Genomic DNA, 23,213 nt, shown 5'->3' on the forward strand with positions numbered 1-23,213 from the left:
CCGCGGCTTTTGCGTCCGCTTTTGCGCTAATACCCGCCTTTGACCTGCGGTGCCATCGCCGCCGTGTTTTTGTACGACGCGGCGAGGTCCGCGGCTGCGCGACTCAGCAAGCCGGTGTCCGTGCCGACCGCGACGAAGCTCGCGCCCGCTGCCAGATATTCAGCCGCCAGCGCGGGATCGGGTGCGAGCACGCCCGCGGCCTTGCCAGCGCCGCGCACGGTATCGATGCCGCGGCGAATCGCGTCGCGCACGCGTGCGTCGCCCGGTTTGCCCAGCAATCCCATCGACGCGCTCAGGTCCGACGGCCCGAAAAACACGCCATCGACGCCATCCACGCGCGCGATCTCCGCGAGACTGTCGAGGCTCTGCACGGTTTCCGCCTGCACGATCACGCACAGTTCGTCGGCGGCGGTGTTCAGATAGTCGGGCACACGATTCCAGCGCGACGCGCGCGCGAGTGCGCTGCCGACGCCGCGAATGCCCAGCGGCGGATAGCGCGTGGCCGCGACCGCATCGAGCGCCTGCGCGGCCGTGTCGATCATCGGCAGCAGCAGCGTTTGCGCGCCGATGTCGAGCAACTGCTTGATCAGCGCGGCGTCGCTCTTCACCGGCCGCACGACCGGATGCGACGGATACGCGGCGACCGCCTGCAACTGCGACAGCGTGCTGCGTACGTCGTTCGGCGCGTGCTCGTTGTCGATCAGCAGCCAGTCGAAACCGGCGGTGGCGAGCAGTTCGGTCACATAGGCGTCGGCGAGCGCGGCCCACAAGCCGAACTGCGGCCTGCCGTCAGCGAGTGCGCGTTTGAAGGGGTTGGTCGGCAAGGACATGTCGTTGCTCTCAGATGAAATTCAAACCGATGCCGCCCAGCGGGCCATAGTCGACGTGGAACGTGTCGCCCGCGCGGGCCGGAATCGGGCTCGTGAATGAGCCGCTCAGGATGACGTCGCCCGCGTTCAATGATTCGTCGTACGGAGCAATCTTGTTGGCGAGCCACGCGACGCCGGTGGCCGGATGGTTGAGCACCGCCGCCGCGAGCCCGCTTTCCTCGACCGCGCCGTTCTTGTACAGCAGCGCGCCGACCCAGCGCAGGTCGACGTCGAGCGGACGCACGGGCCTGCCGCCGAGCACGACGCCCGCGTTGGCGGCGAAGTCGGAGATCGTGTCGTACACCTTGCGCGGCGCGCGCGTTTCGCGATCGAACTGCTCGATGCGGGCGTCGATGATTTCGATGGCCGGCGTTACATAGGCGGTCGCGTCGAGCACATCGAACAGCGTGACGCCTGGCCCCTTCAACGGTTTGTTCAGCACGAACGCGAGTTCCACTTCGACGCGCGGCGCGATGAAACGATCCGCGCGAATGTCCTGGCCGCTGTCGATGAACATGCTGTCGAGCAGCGGCGCGTAGTCGGGTTCGTCGATCTGCGACGAGCGCTGCATCGCGCGCGACGTCAGGCCGATCTTCCTGCCCTTGATGACATGGCCTTCGGCGAGTTTCAGCTTGACCCACTCGCGTTGAATCGCGTAGCCGTCCTGTACGGTCATCTGCGGATACTGCGCGGAAAAATGGCGCAGCTGCGTGCGGGTCTTTTCCGCGTGATCGAGTTGCGCGGCGAGGTCGCGGATGGTTTGTTCGTCTAGCATGATGTGTCAGCCCTTGAGCCGCGCATGCAGATTGTTGTGCTTCCAGGTGCCAGCTTCGCTGAACTCGTTGATTTCGAGCGACAACGCGAGCCCCTGCCTTTCGAACTCAGCGGCGAAGCACTGCTTGATCAGCGCGAACAGCGCGTCGCCGGTCACCTTCTTGACGGCCTCCGAGCGACCCGCGCCGATCTTCAGGTTTGCGTGCAGGAACGCGGCGTCGGGACGCCCATCGGCGATGCAGTACTGTTCGCAGCGCAGCGCGCGCACGCGAATGCCGCCGAGCGGATAGACGCGCTCGCCGTTGTCGCGCTGCGCGTCGAGGCACTGCGCGAGGTCTTTGCAGAGTTCGCTGAGCCGTTGAGCATCCGCGAGGTTGGCGCTGTATTCGAGTGTCAAGTGAGGCATGGCGATTTCCTCGCGAGTGTCAGACGGGTAGCGGCGTGACCGGGAAGATCGCGTTGATCTGACCGGTGCCCGAACTGCCGAAATAAGGCGTGATGACTTCGACCTTGCCGTCGTAACGATCCCAGCCGAGCGCACCGAGCAGCATCGCGGTATCGTGCATGCCGCCTTCGCCCCAGCATTTCTCGTTGTAGAGCGGCAGCATGTCGCAGAAGGTCTTCCAGTCGCCGGCTTCCCATATGCGCACCACGCTGCGATCCATCTGTTCGAGGAACGGGCTCCAGACTTTGTGCAAGAACTGATCGGCGGTGCCGTTGTTCGCGAAGTGATGCGACAGCGAGCCGCTCGCGAGAATGGCCACGGTACCGTCGTAGCGTTCTTCGATGGCCTTGCGCACCGCGAGGCCGAAGCGCGCGCTGGTTGCGAGGTCGTGCCACATGCACCAGCCCGCAACCGACACCGTCTTGAAGTGCTGATCGCCGTTCATATAGCGCATCGGCACCAGCGTACCGTATTCGAGTTCGAGCGTGGTCTCGCTGTGCGCGCGGCTTTTCACGCCCATTTCGTTGGCGACTTCCGCGATCAGCTCACCGAGCCCGACATTGCCCGGGTACGCGTACGGCATGTTCCTGATGAAGTGCGGCAGCTCGTTGCTCGTGTACACGCCTTCGAATTTCGGCGCGCAATTGATGTGGTATTCGCTATTCACGAGCCAGTGCACGTCGAACACGACGATCGTATCGACGCCGAGTTCGCGACAGCGTCGGCCGATTTCGTGGTGTCCGTCGATCGCGGCCTGACGGCAACCCTTGTGCGGACCGTCCAGCTCGGATAAATACAACGACGGCACGTGTGTGACTTTTGCTGCCAGCGCGAGCTTGCCCATCGCGGTCTCCCAGTCTTTTCGATGTCGCGGTTAGACGCCCCAGCGCGGAATATGATGCGAGCCGAGCGACACGCAGACGTTCTTCGGTTCGAGGAACACTTCATAGCTCCATGTGCCGCCTTCGCGGCCCACGCCCGACGCTTTCGTGCCGCCGAACGGCTGACGCAGATCGCGCACGTTCTGGCTGTTCACGAAGCACATGCCGGCTTCGACGGCGGCCGCCACGCGCAACGCGCGGCCCGTGTTCTCGGTCCAGATATAGCTCGACAGACCATACGAAATATCGTTGGCGAGACGGATCGCCTCGGCTTCATCGTCGAACGGAATCAGGCATGCGACCGGTCCGAAGATCTCTTCCTGCGCGATGCGCATGCGGTTGTCGACGTCGACGAACACGGTCGGCGTGACGAAGTTGCCGTGACGCAAGGCGTCGGGCAACTCGGGCGTATCGAGGCCGCCGCACGCGAGCGTCGCGCCTTCCTTCGGGCCGAGTTCGATATAGCTGCGTACCTTCGCGAGATGCCCCTGGCTGATCATCGGGCCGACGATCGTGCTGTCTGCGAGCGGATCGCCGACCGTCAGACGCTTCGCGCGCTCGATAAAGCGCTCCGCGAAGTGCGCGTAGATGGAGCGCTGCACGAGAATGCGCGAGCCCGCGGTGCAGCGCTCGCCATTGTTCGAGAAGATCATGAACACCGCGGCATCGAGCGCGCGTTCGAAGTCGGCATCGTCGAAGATCACGAACGGCGACTTGCCGCCAAGCTCCATCGAGAACTTCTTCAGGCCCGCGGCTTGCACGATGCGATTGCCGGTCGCGGTCGACCCGGTGAACGACACCGCGTGCACGTCGCGATGCGCGACGAGCGGTTCGCCCGCTTCCTTGCCGTAGCCGTGCACGACGTTCAGCACGCCCGCCGGAATGCCCGCTTCGAGCGCGAGCTTGCCGAGCATCGACGCGGTCAGCGGCGACAGCTCGCTCATCTTCAGCACGGCGGTGTTGCCGAACGCGAGGCAGGGCGCGACCTTCCAGGTTGCCGTCATGAACGGCACGTTCCACGGCGAGATCAGCGCGCACACCCCGACCGGATGAAACAGCGTGTAGTTCAGATGCGAGTCGGTCGGGTACGTGTGGCCGTCGACGCGCGTGCACATCTCGGCGAAATAGCTGAAGTTGTCGGCCGCGCGCGGCACCAGTTGCTTGCGCGTCTGCGAGATCGTCTGACCGGTGTCCTTCGTTTCGGTCTCCGAGATTTCCGGTACGTGCTTCGTGATCAGCTCGCCGAGTCTGCGGATCAGCTTCGCGCGTTCCGCAGCGGGTTTCGCGGCCCAGGCGGGGAACGCGCCTTTGGCCGCTTGCACGGCCGCATCGACTTCTTTCGCACCGCCGCGCGCGACTTCGGCGAGCACTTCCTGCGTGGCTGGATTGACGGTTTCGAAGTAGTCACTCGAGGTGCACATCTCGCCGTTGATCAGATGGTCGATCGGCATTGCCTTGTCCTTTTGCTGTTCGCTGGGTTTTTGCTGTCCATCAGGCGCGGCCGAAGTCCGCGTCCGATGCGATCGTGTTGACCAGGCGGCCGAGGCCGTCGATCTCGCAGACGACTTCATCGCCCGCGTTGACGTTGACGATGCCTTCGGGCGTGCCGGTGAGGATCACGTCGCCTGGAGCAAGCGTCATGAAACCGCTCAGATATTCGATTAGCGCGGGAATGTCGGTGACCAGATCGCGCGTATTGCCGCACTGCTGACGCGTGCCGTTGACGAACGTGCGCAGCTCGAGCTGCGTGACGTCGGCGATGTCGGCGGCGTCGACGAACCAGGGGCCGAGCACCGTGCCGCCGTCGCGATTCTTCACGCGCAGATTCGGGCGATAGTAGTTTTCGAGGTAGTCGCGAATCGCGTAGTCGTTCGCGATCATGTAGCCGGCCACGTGCTGCATCGCGTCTTCACGCGCGACGTTTTGCGCGGTTCGCCCGATCACGACCGCGAGCTCGCACTCGTAGTGCATGAACGTGACGTCGGCGGGGCGGCGCGTAACGCCGCGATGGCCGAGTACCGTGCCCGGTCCCTTCAGAAATACCAGCGGCTCTTCCTGCTTGCTGAACTGCAGTTCCTTCGCGTGCTCCGCGTAGTTCAGGCCGAGCGCGAAGATGGTGCCGACTTCGATCGGGGCGAGCCAGACCACTTCGTCCTCGCGACACACGCGGCCGTCGGCGAGACGGACACCCTGCGCGTGCAGATACGCTTCGTGAATCGCTCCCGCATAGGCAACGCGGCCGCGCATCATGATTGTTCTCCGTGGTGTTGAGCGACGCTCACGAACGAGACGGTCAAGGGCGGCAGCGTACCGATCGACAGCGTGGCGGTATCGCCGACATGCGCGACCGGCGAGCCGTGCCGCACGCCGAGCGTGAGCACGTCGCCCGCGTTCAGCGTCATGAAGTCGGTGACGTCGGCGAGTAATTGCGCGACGTTGCGCACCGACGATGCGGTGCTCGCCATAAACGGTTCGCCACCGTTCAGCGAGACGGCGATGCCGAGCCGATCCGGCGCGGCGACATGGCGCGCGGCGACGAGCGCGGGTCCGATCACGCAGAAGCCGTCGCGTGCGCGCAGCCGTACGTTCGGGCGATACACGTTGGTATGCGGCACGCTCAGATCTCCGACCAGCGTATAGCCAGCGATATAGTCCGCCGCGCACTCGACGCCGACACGCGTCGCGGTGCGACCGATCACGATGCCGAGCGACGCGCCGACCTCGACGCCGAGCGCGTCATCCGGCACGACCACGCGCGCCCGATGCCCGGCGAGCGTATTGCGCGGCTTCAGATACAGAATCGGCGCTTTCGGCGGCGCCTTGTACGGTGCCGCATGCATTGCGTCGCCCAGCGCGTTCAAGGCGGCGCGATCGTTAAGCAGGACTCCATACACCGCGCCGCTAACCGGCGCGCGACACGCGACGCCGCGCGCGAGCAACGCGGCCGCGGTGTGCGCGTCCACGTCGCGAGGCAGCGCGTCGCCTTCGGGATGCAATAGATGATCGGCAAGGGCAAACATAGGTGCGCAGCCTCGTGACGAGATTTCAGCGAAAGTTCGGCGAAAACACTAAGATGTTAGTAGTATCCGGCTTGATATGATTGACGGTCAATAGGCTGTCGGTTGATCGCGGGTTTTCCCGTAAGCTTCGACAGCTTTTCTTACCGATTCCTTGCCAACATGTCCGCTGCGTCCACCCGAGTTTTGCACCGCAATCTGCCGATGCTGTTGTTACGCGCTCGCGAAAAAATGATGGAGCGTTTTCGTCCGTTGATCACCGCGCACGGACTCACCGAGCAGCAATGGCGAGTGATTCGTGCGCTCAACGAGCACGGCCCGATGGAGCCGCGCCAGATCTCCGACATCTGCACGATTTCGAGCCCGAGCATGGCCGGCGTGCTCGCGCGCATGGAGAGCATGGAGCTCGTGACGAAGGAACGTTTCGCGGAGGATCAGCGACGCGTACTCGTGTCGCTGACCGATACGAGCGTCAAACTGGTGCGGGTGATTTCGAAGGATCTCGAGGCGCACTATCGCGAACTCGAGCGCAAGGTGGGACCGGAGATCGTCGAGCGCGTGTATCGCGCGGTCGACGATTTGCTGGCGGGGTTGTCGGAAGAGGATGAGTGACGCGGCGGCTTACCAGCCGTAAAACCTCTGCCACGCGACGCTGCTGCCGTCCGGTGCGACCGCGTGATATTCGGGAAACTGTGCGCCGGTCGCGCACGCGTGGTTTGGCATGATGCGCAGTTTCATACCGATCGGAAAGCGCTGCGCGATGTCGTCGCTCTGTGCATCGGCGTGCGGATCGGCCTGAGCCGCCGCAAGAATCCCGTGCTCCTGGTTGGCGCCGCTCACGACATAGCCCGGCAGCAACGTGCCATTGAGCAAACACGGCTGCCCATAGCCGAAATCGTGCGACTGCCGCGAGGTGCCGCGATCGCGGCTTAGCGCCATCCAGCCCGCGTCGAGAATCGCCCAGCCTTTGTCTTCCTGATGACCGATCACGGTCGTGAGTACGCTGAGCGCGATGTCATCGAGCGTGCAAACGCCCACGTTGTGCATGACCAGATCGAACAGCACGTAGACGCCGGCCCGCACCTCGGTGACGCCTTCGAGATTGCGTGCGGCGAGCGCGGTCGGCGTCGAACCGACGCTGACCGCCGGACACGCGATGCCCGCTTCGCGCAGCCGCTCGGCGGCGCGCACGCAGCCGGCGCGTTCCTGCTCCGCGAGCGCGGCGAGCGCTTCACGCGTATTCAACTCATAGCTCGAACCCGCATGGGTCATCACTCCGCCGACTTTCACACCGTTCTCGTGCAGAATCCGCCCGACGTCGAGCAGCGTCTGCTGTTCAGGCTGGATTCCGGAGCGATGGCCGTCCGTATCGACCTCGATCCAGACCTCGAATGTTTCGCCGTGCTGGTCGCCGAACCCGGCAATCGCCGCGGCGGCGGTCGGGTTGTCGACCACCAGCTTCAGATCGCAGCCCTGACGACGCAGCGCGAGCGCGCGCGGCAACTTCGACGGAACCATGCTGACGCCGTACAGGATGTCGTCGACGCCGGCCGCGAAGAACGCTTCCGCTTCCTTCAGCGTCGATACTGTGATGCCGCGCGCGCCGGCGGCGATCTGCGCGCGCACGACGTCGATGCACTTGGTGGTCTTCACATGCGGCCGGAACGCGACGCCGAGCGCATTCATCCGCCCTTGCATCCGAGCGATGTTCTTCTGCATCCGCGCGACGTCGATCAACGCGGCCGGGGTTTCGATCTGTTCGAGTTTCATGTTTGCACCTGAGGAACGAGGTGAGGTTCCAGGGTCAATGACGACGATCGCGGCCAAAGCTTGCGAGCCACGGCACGAGCCCGTCGAGCGATGCCGCTTCGACCTCGGGCGCTTGCGCACCCGCAACGAGCGGGAGGCCGACGTGGTTGTGCCAGTAGGTCCGCAGACCCACGGCCGCGGTGCCGAACATGTCGTAGCTCGACCCGGCGACGAAGGCGGCGCGCCGCGGTTCGACGCCGAGCTCGTCGAGCGCGAGGCGGTACGGGAGCGGGTCCGGCTTGTAGACGCCGGCTTCCTCGGCGGTCACGATCGCGTCCCACCGCACAGGCAACAGCGCGGCCGCCTGCAAGCCGAGCCGCGTCGAGCAGTTGGTGACGACCGCGAGCTTGCAGTGCGGCGCGAGCGCGCGCAATGCATCGAGCGCGCCAGGCCACGGCTTCAGGTTCAGCCAGTCCGTTTCGAGCGCGTTCGCGGCCGCCTCGGACAAACCGACTTGCGAGGCGGCCTCCCGCACCAGTTGTTCGTAGGGAACGTACCGGCCGCAGCCGTACGTCAGCCGCAGATAGGCGGCACGCCATGCGCGGCCCGCTTCGTCGGAGCCTGCCGCGCGGTTCCACGAGGTCCACGAGTCGAGCAGGGCGGTGAGCAGGTCGAACAGCACCGCGTCGGGGTAGGCGGGGGTGTCGGTGGCGTGGGCGGCAGCAGTCATGATTGCATGTGGGCCGGCTGTTGAGGATGAGTCGATTATAGGTTTTCGACAGGTCGTCAGCGTTCAGATGGGATGACTCTTAGATTCAGACGAACTGAATCATCGTCGCCACGGTGGCAGCGGCCTGAAGCGGCTTTGCAGATACTGCATGAAATGGCGCGTGCGCGCCGGCAGCCCCGTGCGCTGATGCGTGAGCGCGATCACGTTCGCATCCGGCGCTTTCCAGCCCGGCAGCAGACGCACGAGTTTGCCCTTCGCAAGGTCGTCTGCGACGTCCCATTCGGAGCGCAGAATCACGCCGCGTCCCTCGCAGGCCCATTGGCGGATCACGTCACCGTCGTTGCAGCTCAGATGCGCGGACACGCGCACGCTGCGGCGCGTGCGGCCCTTGCTGAACTGCCACAGCGACACGTCCTCGTTGTTTTCGCGCAGCACGATGCAGGGCAGCCGGCTCAACGCTTCCGGCGATTCGGCTTGGCCGATTCGCTTGACGAGCGCGGGCGCCGCGCAGACGAAACGCGCGTTCGGCGCGATCGTATAGCCGATCAGGTTCGACAGCGGCAGTTCGCCGATATGCACGACGATATCGAAGCGATCGAGCGTTTCGGTCAACGGCCGGTCGGACAGCGTCAGCGCGACGTCGATATCGGGGTTCTGGTGCTGGAACTCGCCGATCAGCGGCGCCAGATGGCGTCGTCCGAAACCGAGCGGCGCATTGATCTTCAGCGTGCCGACGAGGCCGCCGCGGCGAGTTTGCAGATCGTCGAACAACGCGTCGAACTGCGCGATCAGCTCGGCGCCGCGCTCGCACAGCAGCAGGCCTTCGTCGGTGAATTGCAGGCGGCGCGCGCTGCGGTTCACGAGCTGCGCGCCGAGCTTCTTTTCGAGTTGCTGCAGACGCTGCGTGACCGCCGACGGCGACAGCGCGAGCCGCCGCGCGGCGGCGATCAGGCTGCCGCTCGCGCGCAGTGTGAGCAGGAAGCGGATATCGGCCGAATCGTTCATGAGGGGAGGTGGGTGCAATGGCGGAGCGTGGAATCCAGCAGCATAATGCGTCCCGATCGATCACAGGGTAAAGTGGCGCTTCCGGTCTATCGATTCAATCATTGGAAGAGAAGTCCCATGTCGTTGCCTCATGAGTCGTCCGCGAACGACGCAGCGCCCAATACTCCGCTGAAACAGGCGGTTTTTCTGCATACGGGCTGGCGCAGCGCGGGCACGTGGGTGTGGTCGCGGCTGCGCGAGCTCCAAGGCGCGGCCGGTTTCTACGAGCCGCTCAGCAACGTGCTCGCCGATCTCAAGCTCGCCGACGTGCCCGCCTCGCGGCCGACCTTGACCTCGGGGCACCCGCCGCTCGCCGCGCCATACTTCGACGAATACCGGCCGTTTTTGCGCGAAGACGCGCGCGGCGTCGCGGGTTACGACCGGCGCTTCAGCATCGATCGCTTTACGCGCGAGCCCGATGCGACATTCCCGTCACTGCAGGCCTATTTGCGCGCGCTGAGCGCACACACGATCGAGCAGGGCCGCGTGCCCGTGTTCAAGTTTTGCCGCACGGGCGGTCGTCTGCCGTGGCTGAAGCGCGCGTTTGCCGAGGCGCTGCACGTGGGCGTGCTGCGCAATCCCGCGTCTCAGTTCGCGTCGGGTTGGCTCCTGCGGCAGCAATGGAGCAATGCGTTTTTTGTCGCCGCGCCGTTTCGCGTGCTCGGTCTGAATCAGATCGATCCGCTGGTGAGCGAGGCGATCGGCGTGTGCGGCGTGCGCCTGCCGCCGCTGCCGCCGATGCCTGATGACGCCTATGCGGTCGCGTGCGAGCAGTTCGCGCGCACGGTGGACAGCGACAACGCGTATCGCGCGTTCATCGCGTTGTGGATTCTCTGCGCGCTGCGCATGGGTGAGGGCGTCGATCTGCTGATCGATATGGAGCGGCTCGGCGAGTCGCGCGGCTACGCGACCAGTCTGAGCGCCGCGTTCGACGCGCAATGCGGCTTGGCACCCGACTTCACGAGCGCGCGCGATCTGGTCGTTGAAACGCGGCGCAGCGCGGCGCGCATGACGGGCATCGACGGCGGCGCGTTGCGCGCCGTGCACTCCGCCGCGCTGAAATTTCTGAAGGCGCAGCCGGGTATCGACCCGGCCTTCGTCGAGGTGGTCCGCCACAAAATGGTGCTGGCCAACGAGCTGACCGAAACGTGGCGCTAGCCCGCCGCCGACACCGCCGCGCGCAGCCCGAGCAGATAGCTGTCCACGCCGAAGCCGCAAATCTGCCCTTTGACGATCTCCGCGAACACCGACTGATGCCGGAACGCTTCGCGCGCGTGAATGTTCGACATGTGGATCTCGACCACCGGGACGGTCAGGATCGCGAGTGCATCGCGAATGCCATAGCTGTAGTGCGTCCATGCGCCGGCATTGATCAGCACGCCGTCGGCGTTGTCGGTGAACGCCTGGTGAATGCGCTCGCACATCGCCGCTTCGCTATTGGTCTGAAAGCTGTCGACCCGCACGCCGAGCTCGTCGCCGAGCGCGCGCAGCCGTGCGTCGATTTCTTCGAGCGTGATGGTGCCGTATTGCGCGGGATCGCGCTTGCCGAACATGTTGTGGTTGATGCCGTGCAGCATCACGAATGTTTTCATATAGCCATCCTGAGTGATCAACTGAGTAGTATCGACGCGACTTCAGCTTGTTTTAGTGGACCGCCGCCGCGACAGCGCGGGTCGTATCGACGACCGCGCCGGTCCTCGCCGCTTCGACGATCGCCTCGGTGATACGCAGATTCTGCAAACCGTCCTGCGCGCTGACGAGCGGCGGCTCCTTGCCGTGAATCACGCGCACGAAATGCTCGAGCTGCAGCTTTAGCGGATCGTCGCGCGTCATGTCGGCGACGCTGACGTCGAACGGCTTCCACCACGAGCGGTCCGCGGCCTTGGCGTAGGTCTTTAGGCGCATCGTCGGTACCGCGAGCGAGCCGAAGGTGCCCGCGATCGCGTAGCAGTCTTCGTCCGGATACGACGGATAGGCCTTGTTCTCTTGCGACGTCTGCTCCCAGCTGCGCGCGCTCGCGGCGGTATCGGACAGCATGAAGCTGCCGAGCGCGCCGTTCGCGAAGCGCAGGTTGATCGCGACCGTATCCTCGACCGGAAAGCCGCGCGTGGCATGCGACGAGAAGGCCTGCACGGCGACGATGTCGCCGCACAGCATGCGCAGGTTGTGCACCTCGTGAATCATGTTCAGCAGGATCGGACCGCCGCCGGGCTGGCGCCGCCACTCGGCGTCGGCGAAGTACTCGTCGGGTTTGAAGAACACCGCGCTGCCCATCACCGCGACGAGCTTGCCGAGCCGTCCCTCGTCGATCAGCTGCCGCGCGCGCGCCATGATCGGACTGTGCGCGCGATGATGGCCGATCAGCAGCGGCACGCCGCTGCGCTCGGCGTCGGCGGCGAGCGTTTCCGCTTCGTCGACGCTCGGCGCGATCGGCTTTTCGAGCAGCGTCGGCACGCGCGCCGCGAGGCAACGCGACGCGTGTTCGACGTGCAGCTGGTTCGGCGTTGCGAGAATCACGCCGTCGGGGCGATCGCGTTCGAGCAGCTCGTCGAGCGTGCGGAACAGCGGCACGCCCGCCTCGGCCGCGAGCGCGGCGGCCGCGGGCGACGGATCGACGATCGCCGACAGCGTGCACGCGTCGCTTTGCTGCGCGACCGCCATATGAGCGCGGCCGATGTAGCCCGCGCCGGCGACGGCGATCCGGGTGCTGGTCATGAGCGGGTTCCCTGAAAGTACTGATTAGACGCGCTAACCGGCAAGCGGGCTCAAGCAACGGCCTTTTTTCCCGCGGCCATGCTTTGCGCGCGCATCGTTTCGTAGCTGAGCTTGTCCATCGGCACGACGTTCTTTTCGCCGAGGTCGCTGAGCCGCACACGGAAGTTCTCGCGCGCGCTCCATGCGGCGATCGCGCAGACGATCGTAATGCCGAACGTGATCGCGCCGATCGTCAGCGGCACGTTGTGCGATCCCGGCGGCGCGACGTACGCGAACAGAGCCGGCAGCAGCGCGGTGATCGTCGTGCCGATGTTCTGGCCGATCGCCATCGCGGAGACGCGCGAACGCGTCGGGAACAGTTCCGGGTAGAAGCTCGGGAAGATCGCGTTGTAGCCTTGATAGATGACGCCCCACATCAGGATCGACATCACCATCGCGAGCGGCACGTTGTGAATGCTGATCGCGTACAGATACGCGAAGGAAAGCAGCCCGGCGCCGAGCGAGCCGACGATGATCGGCAGACGCCGCCCGATCCGGTCGGACAGATTGCCCACGTACGGAATCACCAGCACCGCGACGATGTTGCCGATCACCGGAATCCACAGATACAGGCTCTTCGAAAAGCCGATCCCGTACGATGGCTGCACCGCGTAGGCCGCGCCGAAAATCGTCGCGACGACCGGGATCACGTTCATCAGCGAGCACAGCACGACGCGCAGCATGTCGCGCCAGTTGTACTTGAACGCTTCGACGATCGGCGAGCGCGGCACACCGCCGCTCGCGCCTTCCTTCTCGAACGCCGGCGTTTCGTGGACTTCGCGGCGGATGATGTAGCCGGCGATCAGCACGATCGCGCTGAGCAGGAACGGAATGCGCCAGCCCCACGAGTTGAACGAGGCGTCGTCCATGTAATACGCGAGCGGCAGGAATACCGCGGCGGCGAGAATCTGGCCTGCCTGCACGCCTTGCAGCGTGAAGCTCGCGTAATAGCCGCGTCGTCCGAATGGCGCGTGCTCGAGGATCATCGAGCTGGCGCCCGAGATTTCACCAGCGACCGCGAAGCCCTGGATCAGCCGGAGCACGACGAGCAGCACCGGCGCAAGAAAGCCGATCTGGTGATAAGTCGGCAGCAAACCGACCGCCATCGTCGATAGGCCCATCAGGAACATGCAGAGCAGCAGTACATTCTTGCGGCCGTGTGTATCGCCCCAGTGCCCGAGCACGATTGCGCCGATCGGCCGCGCGACGTAGCCGACGCCGTAGGTTGCGAGCGATGCGACGATCGCGATCTTGGGGTTGCCGGAAGGGAAGAACAGTTGAGGAAAGATGAGCGCGGCGGCCTGCGCATAGATGAAGAAGTCGTAGTACTCGAGTGCCGAGCCGATCCAGCCGCTGGCGGTTGCCTTGCGCGCCTGCGAGCTATGCCCGCTACTTGCCGATGCGTTCGTTTGCATGTCGTCTCCTGAATGGGAAATGTTTTTTGTCAGCTTCTACGGCTGAATCATTGGCGCTTTTAAACGGGCACCGCGCAAGCCAGGATTTTCCTGATCTCCTTGCCGCGGTGCAGCACAACGGCATGGTCGACGCATGTCATGCGCCGCCGCGGCGCACTGCGGGTTAACCATGTCTCATCGCGCGGGGCATTGCATTCAGACCGGCATTCAAACGACCGGCCCTTGCCCAACCAATCCGTTGGAGCTAGGGTAATAGCGTTATGCGCCGACACAATGCGTCCAGATGCAAAATCAGAATGCGCTCACAGCCACGAATGAATCCTTCCTGCGCGATCTGCAACTGTTCTGTCATATCGCGCGGCGCGGCAGTTTTGTCGCGGCCTCGACGGAGATGGGGCTGTCGCCGTCGCATGTGAGCAAGCGCATCGCAATGCTCGAAGCCGGTCTGGGCGTGAAGCTCTTTCAGCGCACCACGCGCCGCGTCAGCGTAACGAGCGACGGCGAAGCCGCGCTGCAATGGGCGCAAAAAATCCTCGATGACGTGCAGGGCATGGCCGACGCGTTCGCCGATCGCCGCACCGAGCTGAGCGGCCTATTGCGCATCAGCACGAGTTTGCGGCTCGGCCGCAAGCACGTGTCGCCGATTCTCGCGATGCTGCGCGAGCGTCACCCGAACCTCGAAATCTGGCTCGAACTGCTGGATCGGCGCGCGGATGTGGTCGGCGAGAACTTCGATATCGACGTGCGCGTGGGCGAAGTGCAGGAGCCGCATCTGATCGCGCACAAGATGGTGGAGAGCGCGCGCATTCTGTGCGCGTCACCGGCTTATCTCGAGCAGCACGGCGCGCCGGTCGAACTCAACGATCTGACCGGCCACGATTGCCTGCTGTTTCGCGGCCGCGACGACCGCTTCGGGGTCTGGCGTCTCAGTGGGCCGCACGGCGAAAAGAGCGTGAAGGTGACGGGCACGGTCGCGTCGAATCTGAGCGACATCGTCGTGCAGTGGGCGAAGCAGGGCTACGGGATCGTGATGGTGTCGGTCTGGGACGTGGCCGAGAGCCTGCGCGCGGGCGAACTGGTGCGCGTGCTGCCCGACTATCAGCAATCCGCCGATGTGTGGGCGGTGACGGCCGAGCGCTTGTCGTCGTCGGCGCGGATTCAGGTGTGCATCGAGTTTCTCAGGGAGCAGCTGACACACGGACCGTATGCACTGGTGACGCGCGGCGTGGGCGGACTCTGAACTGCGCCTGCCTGGGTCCGGCGCTCACCGCTTGCGTGCTTACACGCTCGATGCCGTATCCTCTTCCGCCGCGTCGAGCTCGCTGCGCTGAAGCGTCGTGACGGAGTCGGGAAACACCGTGGCGGCCGTGACGGGCCGCGGGTCTTCGATGCTGTAACGCAGGCGCCAGCCTTCACGATAGAAGCGCAACTGCCGGTATCGCATCAGATAGACAAGACCGACGAGCGCCGCGCCGAAGCCCGATGCCGCGCCGACGCCGAGCGCCCAGCGCGGGCCGAAACGGTCGGCGACCCAGCCGACCACCGGCGCGCCGAGCGGTGTGGTGCCGAGCGCGATTGCGAGCAGGATCGCGATGACGCGGCCGCGCATCGCGGGCTCGGTGGTCAGTTGCACGAGGCTATTGGTCGAGGTGGTGAAGGTCTGCGTCGACACGCCGATCACGACCAGCACGATGCCGAACAGCACGTAGTTCGGCATCAGCGCGGCTGTCGTGCAGCCGATGCCGAATATCGCGCCCGCGCCGAGCAGCAGCCCGATGGTGGGCCGCGCGCGGCGCGCGGCGAGCAGTGCGCCGGTGACCGAGCCGATCGCCATCGTCGAACTGAGCAGGCCGTACTCGCTGGCGCCGGCACGGAACGCGGTGACGGACATCGTCGAGATGAAAATCGGGAAGTTCAGGCCGAAGGTGCCGATCAGGAACAGCATCAGGAGCGCCGCCTTCAGATCGGGACGCGTCCACACATATTTGAAGCCTTCGACGAAGCTGCCGCGCGAGCGCACATTGCGCGGCTTGATATGCAACTGGTCGAGCCGCAGCATGCGCAGCGCGCCGAGCACCGCGACGAACGACAGCGCATTGATGAGAAACACCCAGCCGCTGCCCACCGACGCGATCAGCAGACCCGCGACCGCCGGGCCGAGCATACGCGCGGCGTTGAACGACGTGGAGTTCAGCCCGACCGCGTTGGCGAGATCGCGTTCGCCGACGAGGTCGGATACGAAGGTCTGACGCGCGGGGGAATCGAACGCGGTCACGCAGCCGAGCAGCCCCGCGAACACGTAGACCTGCCATAGCTGCACGAGCCCCGTGACCGTGAGCAGACCGAGCGCCAGTGCCAGCGTGCCCATCGCCGTCTGCGTCGCGAACAGCAGTTTGCGGCGATCGAAGTGATCGGCCGCGTAGCCGGTGAGCGGCAGCAACAGCATCTGCGGGCCGAATTGCAGCGACATCACGATGCCCACCGCCGTCGCGTTGTGATGCGTAAGCTCGGTGAGCACGAGCCAGTCCTGTGCCGTGCGCTGCATCCACGTGCCGATGTTCGAGACGAGCGCGCCGCTCGCCCAGACACGATAGTTGAATATGCGCAGCGAACGGAACGTGGTGCTCACGGCAGGGGTGTCCTCAACGCGGGGTGGACGGCATGCGGGTAGTGACTCGCTTCAATTCGGGCTTTAAGCACGCGAGCGTTCGAGCAGATCGAGCACTTCCTGCGTCGTGCCGGTTTCGCCGAGGCGCGGGAAGATGCGCGTGATGCTGTTGGTGTGCGCGTCGGCGTTCAGATCGGTCATCGCGTCGACGACGAGCGTGACGTTCAGGCCGGCCTCGCTCGCGAAACGCGCGGTCGATTCGACGCCGATGCTGGTCGCGATACCGACGAGCACCACTTGCGTGACGCCTTGTTGTTGCAGATACGAGGCCAGATCGGTGTTGGTGAAGGCGCCCCACGTGCGCTTCGTGACCAGATGGTCCGACGGCTGCTGTTTCAGTTCGGGCAGCAGATCGGCGAAACCGGCCGGGAAGTCGGCGGAGTGGCGACCTTGGTCGGTGCGGCCCGGTGCGCCGGCGGTGACGTTCACGAGCACGACCGGCAGGCCGTGGCGGCGGAACGCGTCGAGCAGCGTAACCGAGCGTTCGACGATCTCGCCGGCCGGATGGGGCGCGGTGGGCAACGCGACGACGCCGCGCTGCAGATCGACGACGACCAGTGCGGTTTTGGCATCGAGGGTAGTGAGTGCCATGAGGTGCTCCTGCGAGTGGCGAGACGCGCGTGCGCGCATCGCGAGTTACAAATCGACGAGGCGTTTCAGCAGATCGACGCCCGTCGCGAGCTGTTGCTGTTCGGCTTGCGTGAAGCGCGTTTGAATCGTGCGATACAGCCAGTCTTCGCGCGCCGCGCGGCTCGCCTTGACCTTCTTGCGAAAGGACGGCGTCAGCGATAGAACCGTCTGCCGTCCATCGTTGGGATCGGGCGCGCCGTTGACGAGCCCCGCGGCTTTCAATGCCGCGAGCGTTTCTCCCATCGACTGCGGACGCATGCCGTGGGCGCGCGCGAGCGCGGTGACCGTGGCCGGGCCTTCGCGTTCCAGCAAATTCAGCACCTGCACCTGCGACGGCGTGAAGTCGCCGACATGCGACTCTTCGCGCAGACGCCGGCGTAGCTTGCCCACCAGCACGCGCAGGTCTTCGGCCAGCGTATGGAGTTCTTCCTGCGTAACGGGGAGAGGGGACTTGCTCATGCGATGAGCTCGCGCGATGACATGATCTGAAGGTATCCTGCTAAGGCTACCTTCGTATTTCGCTCGGGTCAAGATTTGATGTGACGGGACGCCGTACGCGAGGGCGGCGCGACGATCGCGCTCAACGCGCCCGCATCCGCCGGTTGAAAAAGCGCCATGCCGCGGCGCCGGCCAGCATCGCACCGCCGAGCGCGAGGCCCAGCAACACCAGCGAACTCAGATGCTCGCGCACCACCGGGACGTTGCCGAACAGATAGCCGGCCGCGATCAGCGACACGATCCACAGCGCCGCGCCGGCGGTGACGAACGTGACGAACCGCGAGAACATCATTTGCGACACGCCCGCGGCGAATGGCGCGAACGTGCGCACTACGGCGATGTAAGGTGACAGCAGGAAGGTCAGGCGGCCGCGCGCTTCGCTGAACGCGTGGGCGCGGCTCAGCGCATTGCGGTTCAGCCAGTAGTAATTGCGGGTGTAGACCTTGTCGCCGACCGCGTGGCCAATCGCGTACCCGACGATGCTGCCGCCCACCGTCGCGACGAACAGCAAGGGCGCGATGATCCACACGTTCAATGCGCCGGTGGCCGCGAGCGCTCCGCAGATGAAAATCAGCGGATCGCCGGGTAGAAAGAACAGCGGCAGAAAACCGTATTCGACGAACACGACGACGAACAGCAGTGCGTAGATTGCCGTGCCGAATTGCACGATCAGCGTACTCAGGTGCTGGTCGAGGTGCAGCGCGATCTGCAGCACATTCATCAGGTTCATGTTGGCATGAGCCTCGGGTGGCGTTCGGATCTGATGAGTGTAGTCCCGCGAGCGTGGGTGCAGGGTGCTTGCGCGAGTTTATGTCGTTTGACGCTTGTCGATGTTGCCGCGCCGATGTCAAACTCGGGTCGTCTTCATCAGATGCAAGGCCATGTCGCGCGACTCCGTCATCACCTTCCGTTTTGCCGCGCCGCACGAAGCGGAATCGATTCGTGCCATCGAATTCGAAGCGGGCCTGCGTTTCGTCGGCGTCGGCATGACCGGAATCGCCGACGCACCGCCGATGGCGCGCGAGGTCGTCGAGCGCAAGATCGATGCGCGCGAGATCATCGTCGCGCTCGATCAGCAGGAGATTTGCGTGGGCTTCGTGATGTTCGAGCCGCAGCCGGCGCGCGTCTACGTTCAGGAGCTCGATGTACTGACCTCGCACGCGGGTAGGCGCATCGGCGCGGCATTGATCGAAGAGGTCGCGCGAATCGCGCGGGCGCGGCAATTGACGCAACTCGTGCTGTCGACGTATCGCGACGTGCCGTGGAACGCGCCGTACTACCGGCGGCTCGGCTTTCGCGACCTCGCCACAGTAGAGCTCGACGCGGCATTGCTCGCGCGGCGCGACGCGCATATCGCGCGCGGGCTCGATGAGTCGAAACGGGTGTTCATGCAGCGCGATCTGGTCTAGCGCGCAAAAAAAGCGGCGGCCGTGGCTGAAATTCAGTCGCGCCCGCCGCTTCATCATTTCATACAGCGGACATGAGCCCGCTGTCACTGCCGATTACACCGCTTCCAGCGCCGGATAATCGGTGTAGCCGATTTCACCACGCGCATAGAACGTCGCCGGAACCGGCTTGTTCAGCGGCGCATCTTCAGCGAAGCGGCGCACCAGATCCGGATTCGCGATGTACAGCTGACCCCAGGCCACCGCATCCGCTTCACCGGCGTCGAGCACCTGCTGCGCGGTTTCCTTCGTGAACTTCTCGTTCACGATGTACGGGCCGCCGAACGCTTCCTTCAGCTGCGGGCCGAGGCGGTCGTCGCCGAGCGCTTCACGCGCCGCGATAAACGCGATCTTGCGCTTGCCGAGTTCGCGCGCGACATAGCCGAACGTTGCGGCCGGATCGGAGTCGCCCATCGTATGCGCGTCGCGGCGCGGCGCGAGATGCACGCCGACGCGGTTTGCACCCCACACGCTGATGCACGCGTCGGTGACTTCGAGCAGCAGACGCGCGCGGTTTTCGATCGGGCCGCCGTAGGCATCGGTGCGCTTGTTGGTGCTGTCCTGCAGGAACTGGTCGAGCAGATAGCCGTTCGCGCCGTGCACTTCTACGCCGTCGAAGCCTGCGGCCTTGGCGTTTTCCGCGCCCTTGCGGAATGCTTCGACGACACCGGCGATTTCATCGAGCTCGAGCGCGCGCGGCGTCACGAACGGACGCTCGGGACGCACGAGGCTCACGTGACCGCCGGCCGCGATCGCGCTCGGCGCGACCGGCAACTCGCCGTTCAGGAACACCGGATCCGAAATACGGCCGACGTGCCACAACTGCAGGAAGATCTTGCCGCCCGCGTCGTGCACGGCCTGCGTGACGAGCTTCCAGCCTTCGACCTGCTCCTGCGACCAGATGCCCGGCGTGTCCGCGTAGCCGACGCCCTGCGGCGTGACCGACGTCGCTTCGCTGAGGATCAGGCCGGCGCTCGCGCGTTCGGCGTAATAGCGCGCCATCAGCGCGTTCGGCACGCGAATTTCCTCGGCGCGCTGACGCGTGAGCGGCGCCATGATAATGCGGTTCGGCAGCGTGATATCGCCAATTTGCAGGGGATCGAAAAGAGTCGGCATGAGAGTTCACCTTTGGCGGCGGGCAGGGCCCGAGCCTCATAAAACTGCGTGAAAAAGGAAACGCGGCGATGCGAGTGCGGTGCTCAGAGCGTGGTGTTCATGTATTCGAGGAACGCCTGGATGACGGGCTCGTTGCGTTTGAAAAACACCCATTGACCGACCCGTTTCGACGTGACGAGCCCCGCGCGCTGCAATGCGGCGAGGTGCGCCGACACGGTGGACTGCGACAGGCCGCAGCGCGCGTCGATCTTGCCTGCGCACACGCCGTGGTCGAGCGGCAGCTCCTGATCGGCGAAATGCGCTTGCGGTTCGCGCAGCCAGCCGAGAATCTCCCGGCGGACCGGGTTGGCCAGCGCTTTGTGGATCGCATCGAAATCGGGCGTCATGTGGATGGTTTCAGGGGGTTCGACAAGCGGCACGCTGGTTGGCGTGCGCGCAACTGCATCGCTACAGTACGAATCATATATCGTAATTTAGCGATATGGGTGAAGGCACTACTGCGAATGGGGCGATAGGTTATTGACATGAAGTTTTGTTCGCGCTGAGTGGCGGTGCGCGGCGATTGACGAGCAATTACGAGTTGCAGCCTCGCCGTGCCGGCGCGATGAGTGCGTCACTGGCGCTGCCGTGTTGGATTCTTGCGGGCGTACAGGGGCTTAACGATCCCGCAGGCCCGCGAAGTCGAACAGGAACAGGCGCACTTCGCGCCATCATCGATCCGTTTCGCTCCCTGGCACTGATGGGTCATGCAGCTCGACCTCGCGACCCTAACAGGCGGGGTCTGCAGCGAAACCCGCCGAACTGTGCGTACAGTCGAACTTGCCCCAATAGCGCTTCTTTCGAGGCGTCGATTCAAGGTCCGGCCGATCGTTGCACGCAGCAATTTCAGATCAAACGGTAGGTCGCTCGATAGAGCACCGGCAGCGACGAACTCACCTGCCGCACCCAGTCGCCGTTGCCTCTTTTACGAGATCTGGTTCAGGTGCAGATTTAAACGGCGGCATCAGTTCGGCTCGCATCTGCTCGCTCTTGATCGTTCCGTCTTGAACGCCGCGAGCGCGTCCGTCGGGCTCACTTCGCCATCTTCCCGGTCCAGTCGCCACGTTGCCGCGATTCACACCTGGCGAATTCCATTTCTACAGTCATCCAATTTTTGCCCTATCTCTTGTTTTCCTTTTCATCACGAGAAGATCAAAAAATCGATGGGAAACCATTTGCCGATCAAGCCGAGCCTGCGGCTTTGTCCTATGTCTTGCGTGGAGACTTTAGGACGAGGCTGATTATCTTGCTTATCCAAAAAAAATAAGATTATCCGGAACTTTAGTCGTGAGCAAGTCGTTTCGATCTTTGTGTTCATAGGCAATTCTTTAATGCCTCAAATGCAAATTCTTTCGTTCACGCCCCCATCGGGCGGGGTGGCCATGAATGATGCGCGGTATTGAGAAACGATTTGTAGGTAAGTGAAAGATTTCAGAGGAAAAGAAAAATTAACGTCTCTTTCGCGGCGGCCAAGGGCGACGACGAATAACGCGGACGTCGCAATCTCTGATGCCAAATTTTAGTTTTGAGAAAGGATTGGATTATGAATAAGTCGTATAAAAGTGTCTGGAATGAATCCCGTGGCACCTGGGTCGCAACTTCAGAGTTGACGACGTCTCGTGGTAAGCGAAGCAAGTCATCGGCGATTGCAAGCGTAGCTGCGGCCTTGTTTGTAGTGGGTCAAGGGCTTGTCGGCAGCGCGCAGGCTGAGACGGCGCATTATGCGGCCGGCGAAGGCGCGGTTGCCGGCGTGGAAAAACTGTGGGTGCACCCCTGCCAGGTCGGCGAGTGCGCAAACCCTTGGGAATTTGCCAATCCGAATTATCCTGCTCCGCCGAACGTCAGCAGTACTGCTGTCGGATCTAGCGCTGCTGCGCAGCTAGGTGGCGTCGCGCTCGGAGACCATGCGGCAGCCGAAGCTGGGTTCGGCGTGGCATTGGGCGCCTATTCGTTGGCGTCGGGTTTCCGCGCGACGGCGGTCGGTACGAGTGCTGTCGCCAGCGGAAGAGATACGACTGCAGTTGGACTCAATGCGTTGGCATCTGCTGATAGGTCGATAGTGCTCGGAAGCTGGGGTGTGGCATCTGGCGTCGACTCCATGGCACTTGGCCATAAGACCACTGCGACAGGAACTGACTCGGTGGCGCTTGGTGGTGAGGCTACTTCCTCGGGCCCGGAAGCAATTGCAGCTGGTTATCAGGCTGCTTCGACGGCAGATCTTGCTACGTCGCTCGGTTCGCGAGCTACGTCGTCAGCGTACGGAGCAACGGCACTTGGTGCTTATGCCACTGCAAATGGAGGTGCGGGCACAGCTGTTGGTACGTCCGCCGCGGCGTCAGGTGATGTCTCGGTTGCGCTTGGTGCGGGCGCCGTTGCAACGTCGGCGAATTCAGTGGCACTGGGTGCGAATTCGCGGACGGCACAGGCGGTGGGCACGAGCGGCACGAACATTCGTGGCACGAACTATAGCTTTGCCGGCGCGAACCCGACGAGCACGGTTAGCGTGGGCAGCGGAGGTAACGAGCGTACGATCACGAACGTGGCGGCCGGCCGTCTGAGTGCGACGAGCACCGATGCGGTCAATGGTTCGCAACTGTATGCAACCAACCAGGCAATTGAGCAGATCAGCCAGGCGAGCAACGCAGGCTGGAACGTGAGCGCGCAGGGCGCGAACGCGACGAACGTGGCGCCGGGCGGCACGGTCGACCTGAAGAACACCGATGGCAACCTCGCGGTGAGCAAGAGCACGGCCGGCAACGACGTGAACTTCGATCTGGCACGCGACCTGAAGGTCGACAGCGTGACGATGGGTGACACGGTGGTGAACAACGACGGCCTGACCATCAAGAACGGCCCGAGCATCACCACGGGTGGCATCGACGCGGGTGGCAGGAAGATCATCAACGTGGCGGCGGGTGTGGACGCTGGCGACGCGGTGAACAAGGAGCAGCTCGACGAGGTCGGCAAGACGGCCAGCGCAGGCTGGAACGTGAGCGCGCAGGGCGCGAACGCGACGAACGTGGCGCCGGGCGGCACGGTCGACCTGAAGAACACCGATGGCAACCTCGCGGTGAGCAAGAGCACGGCCGGCAACGACGTGAACTTCGATCTGGCACGCGACCTGAAGGTCGACAGCGTG

The 23,213-nt window shown here is 64.2% G+C and carries 23 protein-coding genes and 2 pseudogenes; 6 read left to right on the top strand and 19 right to left on the bottom strand.

Annotation, left to right across the window (positions count from 1 at the left end):
* Nucleotides 1-26: 26 nt before the first annotated feature.
* The 7 genes from hpaI to AB3X94_RS28350 are packed head-to-tail and all read right to left on the bottom strand — an operon-like array spanning nucleotide 27 to nucleotide 5,989.
* The gene (gene hpaI / locus AB3X94_RS28320; RefSeq protein ID WP_176107832.1) at nucleotides 27-830 is read right to left on the bottom strand and encodes a 4-hydroxy-2-oxoheptanedioate aldolase; all 804 of its coding nucleotides are present in this window, start codon (nucleotides 828-830) and stop codon (nucleotides 27-29) included.
* A gap of 10 nt (nucleotides 831-840) precedes the next feature.
* Nucleotides 841-1,644, bottom strand: a complete 804-nt coding sequence (gene hpaH / locus AB3X94_RS28325; RefSeq protein ID WP_368613321.1) for a 2-oxo-hept-4-ene-1,7-dioate hydratase — start codon at nucleotides 1,642-1,644, stop codon at nucleotides 841-843.
* Nucleotides 1,645-1,650: 6 nt separating this feature from the next.
* Nucleotides 1,651-2,049: a 5-carboxymethyl-2-hydroxymuconate Delta-isomerase gene (locus AB3X94_RS28330; protein ID WP_368613322.1), complete on the bottom strand. Its 399-nt coding sequence runs from the start codon at nucleotides 2,047-2,049 to the stop codon at nucleotides 1,651-1,653.
* Between the two features lie 19 nt (nucleotides 2,050-2,068).
* Entirely contained in the window at nucleotides 2,069-2,932 is an 864-nt protein-coding gene (hpaD, locus tag AB3X94_RS28335; RefSeq protein ID WP_368613323.1) for a 3,4-dihydroxyphenylacetate 2,3-dioxygenase, read from the bottom strand.
* Nucleotides 2,933-2,962: 30 nt separating this feature from the next.
* Nucleotides 2,963-4,420, bottom strand: a complete 1,458-nt coding sequence (gene hpaE / locus AB3X94_RS28340; protein ID WP_368613324.1) for a 5-carboxymethyl-2-hydroxymuconate semialdehyde dehydrogenase — start codon at nucleotides 4,418-4,420, stop codon at nucleotides 2,963-2,965.
* 40 nt (nucleotides 4,421-4,460) lie between these two features.
* Nucleotides 4,461-5,219 carry a fumarylacetoacetate hydrolase family protein gene (locus AB3X94_RS28345; protein ID WP_368613325.1) on the bottom strand — a complete coding sequence of 253 codons (759 nt, stop codon included), beginning with the start codon at nucleotides 5,217-5,219 and terminating at the stop codon, nucleotides 4,461-4,463.
* On the bottom strand, nucleotides 5,216-5,989 hold the full coding sequence (locus AB3X94_RS28350; protein ID WP_368613326.1) for a fumarylacetoacetate hydrolase family protein: 774 nt from the start codon (nucleotides 5,987-5,989) through the stop codon (nucleotides 5,216-5,218). The genes AB3X94_RS28345 and AB3X94_RS28350 overlap by 4 nt, the downstream gene beginning before the upstream one ends.
* 201 nt (nucleotides 5,990-6,190) lie before the next feature.
* Between AB3X94_RS28350 and hpaR the strand changes: the two genes are divergently transcribed.
* Nucleotides 6,191-6,598, top strand: a complete 408-nt coding sequence (hpaR, locus tag AB3X94_RS28355; protein WP_176107839.1) for a homoprotocatechuate degradation operon regulator HpaR — start codon at nucleotides 6,191-6,193, stop codon at nucleotides 6,596-6,598.
* A gap of 9 nt (nucleotides 6,599-6,607) precedes the next feature.
* On the opposite strand, the gene AB3X94_RS28360 is transcribed toward hpaR, so the two are convergent.
* The 3 genes from AB3X94_RS28360 to AB3X94_RS28370 all read right to left on the bottom strand — a co-directional run bounded on the left by AB3X94_RS28360 (nucleotide 6,608) and on the right by AB3X94_RS28370 (nucleotide 9,470).
* Entirely contained in the window at nucleotides 6,608-7,756 is a 1,149-nt protein-coding gene (locus AB3X94_RS28360) for a DSD1 family PLP-dependent enzyme (RefSeq protein ID WP_368613327.1), read from the bottom strand.
* 34 nt (nucleotides 7,757-7,790) lie between these two features.
* Nucleotides 7,791-8,465, bottom strand: a complete 675-nt coding sequence (locus AB3X94_RS28365) for an HAD-IA family hydrolase (protein ID WP_368613328.1) — start codon at nucleotides 8,463-8,465, stop codon at nucleotides 7,791-7,793.
* Between the two features lie 99 nt (nucleotides 8,466-8,564).
* Nucleotides 8,565-9,470 carry a LysR family transcriptional regulator gene (locus tag AB3X94_RS28370; protein WP_176124843.1) on the bottom strand — a complete coding sequence of 302 codons (906 nt, stop codon included), beginning with the start codon at nucleotides 9,468-9,470 and terminating at the stop codon, nucleotides 8,565-8,567.
* Between the two features lie 117 nt (nucleotides 9,471-9,587).
* Between AB3X94_RS28370 and AB3X94_RS28375 the strand changes: the two genes are divergently transcribed.
* Nucleotides 9,588-10,667, top strand: coding sequence for a hypothetical protein (locus AB3X94_RS28375; protein WP_368613329.1), 1,080 nt, complete (start codon nucleotides 9,588-9,590; stop codon nucleotides 10,665-10,667).
* Here the strand turns inward: AB3X94_RS28375 and aroQ are convergent.
* Genes aroQ through AB3X94_RS28390 form a run of 3 tightly spaced genes read right to left on the bottom strand, consistent with a single transcriptional unit; the run spans nucleotide 10,664 to nucleotide 13,678 of the window.
* Nucleotides 10,664-11,101 carry a type II 3-dehydroquinate dehydratase gene (aroQ, locus tag AB3X94_RS28380; protein WP_013091411.1) on the bottom strand — a complete coding sequence of 146 codons (438 nt, stop codon included), beginning with the start codon at nucleotides 11,099-11,101 and terminating at the stop codon, nucleotides 10,664-10,666. The genes AB3X94_RS28375 and aroQ overlap by 4 nt on opposite strands.
* Nucleotides 11,102-11,153: 52 nt before the next feature.
* On the bottom strand, nucleotides 11,154-12,224 hold the full coding sequence (locus tag AB3X94_RS28385; protein WP_368613330.1) for a Gfo/Idh/MocA family protein: 1,071 nt from the start codon (nucleotides 12,222-12,224) through the stop codon (nucleotides 11,154-11,156).
* 50 nt (nucleotides 12,225-12,274) lie between these two features.
* The gene (locus AB3X94_RS28390; RefSeq protein WP_176107845.1) at nucleotides 12,275-13,678 is read right to left on the bottom strand and encodes an MFS transporter; all 1,404 of its coding nucleotides are present in this window, start codon (nucleotides 13,676-13,678) and stop codon (nucleotides 12,275-12,277) included.
* A gap of 283 nt (nucleotides 13,679-13,961) precedes the next feature.
* Here AB3X94_RS28390 and AB3X94_RS28395 point away from each other — a divergent pair, with 283 nt between their 5' ends.
* Nucleotides 13,962-14,918 carry a LysR family transcriptional regulator gene (locus AB3X94_RS28395; protein ID WP_368613331.1) on the top strand — a complete coding sequence of 319 codons (957 nt, stop codon included), beginning with the start codon at nucleotides 13,962-13,964 and terminating at the stop codon, nucleotides 14,916-14,918.
* A 39-nt stretch (nucleotides 14,919-14,957) separates the two neighbouring features.
* Here AB3X94_RS28395 and AB3X94_RS28400 read toward each other — a convergent pair whose 3' ends face one another.
* From AB3X94_RS28400 to AB3X94_RS28415, 4 genes are all read right to left on the bottom strand, one after another.
* A complete protein-coding gene (locus AB3X94_RS28400) occupies nucleotides 14,958-16,307 on the bottom strand; it encodes an MFS transporter (RefSeq protein ID WP_184228333.1) in 1,350 nt (449 codons plus the stop codon).
* Between the two features lie 63 nt (nucleotides 16,308-16,370).
* On the bottom strand, nucleotides 16,371-16,937 hold the full coding sequence (locus AB3X94_RS28405; protein WP_368613332.1) for an isochorismatase family protein: 567 nt from the start codon (nucleotides 16,935-16,937) through the stop codon (nucleotides 16,371-16,373).
* A 45-nt stretch (nucleotides 16,938-16,982) separates the two neighbouring features.
* Nucleotides 16,983-17,435, bottom strand: a complete 453-nt coding sequence (locus tag AB3X94_RS28410) for a MarR family winged helix-turn-helix transcriptional regulator (protein WP_176107849.1) — start codon at nucleotides 17,433-17,435, stop codon at nucleotides 16,983-16,985.
* A gap of 121 nt (nucleotides 17,436-17,556) precedes the next feature.
* Nucleotides 17,557-18,204 (bottom strand): VTT domain-containing protein, encoded by a 648-nt coding sequence (locus AB3X94_RS28415; protein WP_368613333.1) that lies wholly within the window; start codon nucleotides 18,202-18,204, stop codon nucleotides 17,557-17,559.
* Nucleotides 18,205-18,355: 151 nt separating this feature from the next.
* Between AB3X94_RS28415 and AB3X94_RS28420 the strand changes: the two genes are divergently transcribed.
* Complete coding sequence (locus AB3X94_RS28420) at nucleotides 18,356-18,883, top strand: GNAT family N-acetyltransferase (RefSeq protein ID WP_368613334.1); 528 nt, start codon at nucleotides 18,356-18,358, stop codon at nucleotides 18,881-18,883.
* Nucleotides 18,884-18,976: 93 nt separating this feature from the next.
* Here AB3X94_RS28420 and AB3X94_RS28425 read toward each other — a convergent pair whose 3' ends face one another.
* Nucleotides 18,977-20,035 (bottom strand): alkene reductase, encoded by a 1,059-nt coding sequence (locus AB3X94_RS28425; protein ID WP_176107852.1) that lies wholly within the window; start codon nucleotides 20,033-20,035, stop codon nucleotides 18,977-18,979.
* A gap of 83 nt (nucleotides 20,036-20,118) precedes the next feature.
* A complete protein-coding gene (locus tag AB3X94_RS28430) occupies nucleotides 20,119-20,421 on the bottom strand; it encodes a helix-turn-helix transcriptional regulator (RefSeq protein ID WP_176107853.1) in 303 nt (100 codons plus the stop codon).
* A gap of 1,196 nt (nucleotides 20,422-21,617) precedes the next feature.
* Between AB3X94_RS28430 and AB3X94_RS28435 the strand changes: the two are divergent.
* Together AB3X94_RS28435 and AB3X94_RS28440 are read left to right on the top strand one after the other, a co-directional pair.
* Nucleotides 21,618-22,451: pseudogene (locus AB3X94_RS28435) on the top strand (ESPR-type extended signal peptide-containing protein); the annotation flags it as partial.
* Between the two features lie 15 nt (nucleotides 22,452-22,466).
* Nucleotides 22,467-23,213 (top strand): annotated as a pseudogene (locus AB3X94_RS28440) (adhesin); the annotation flags it as partial.

Source organism: Paraburkholderia sp. BR10923 (assembly GCF_040948765.1).
In the GTDB taxonomy this organism is placed as follows: Bacteria; Pseudomonadota; Gammaproteobacteria; order Burkholderiales; family Burkholderiaceae; genus Paraburkholderia; species Paraburkholderia youngii.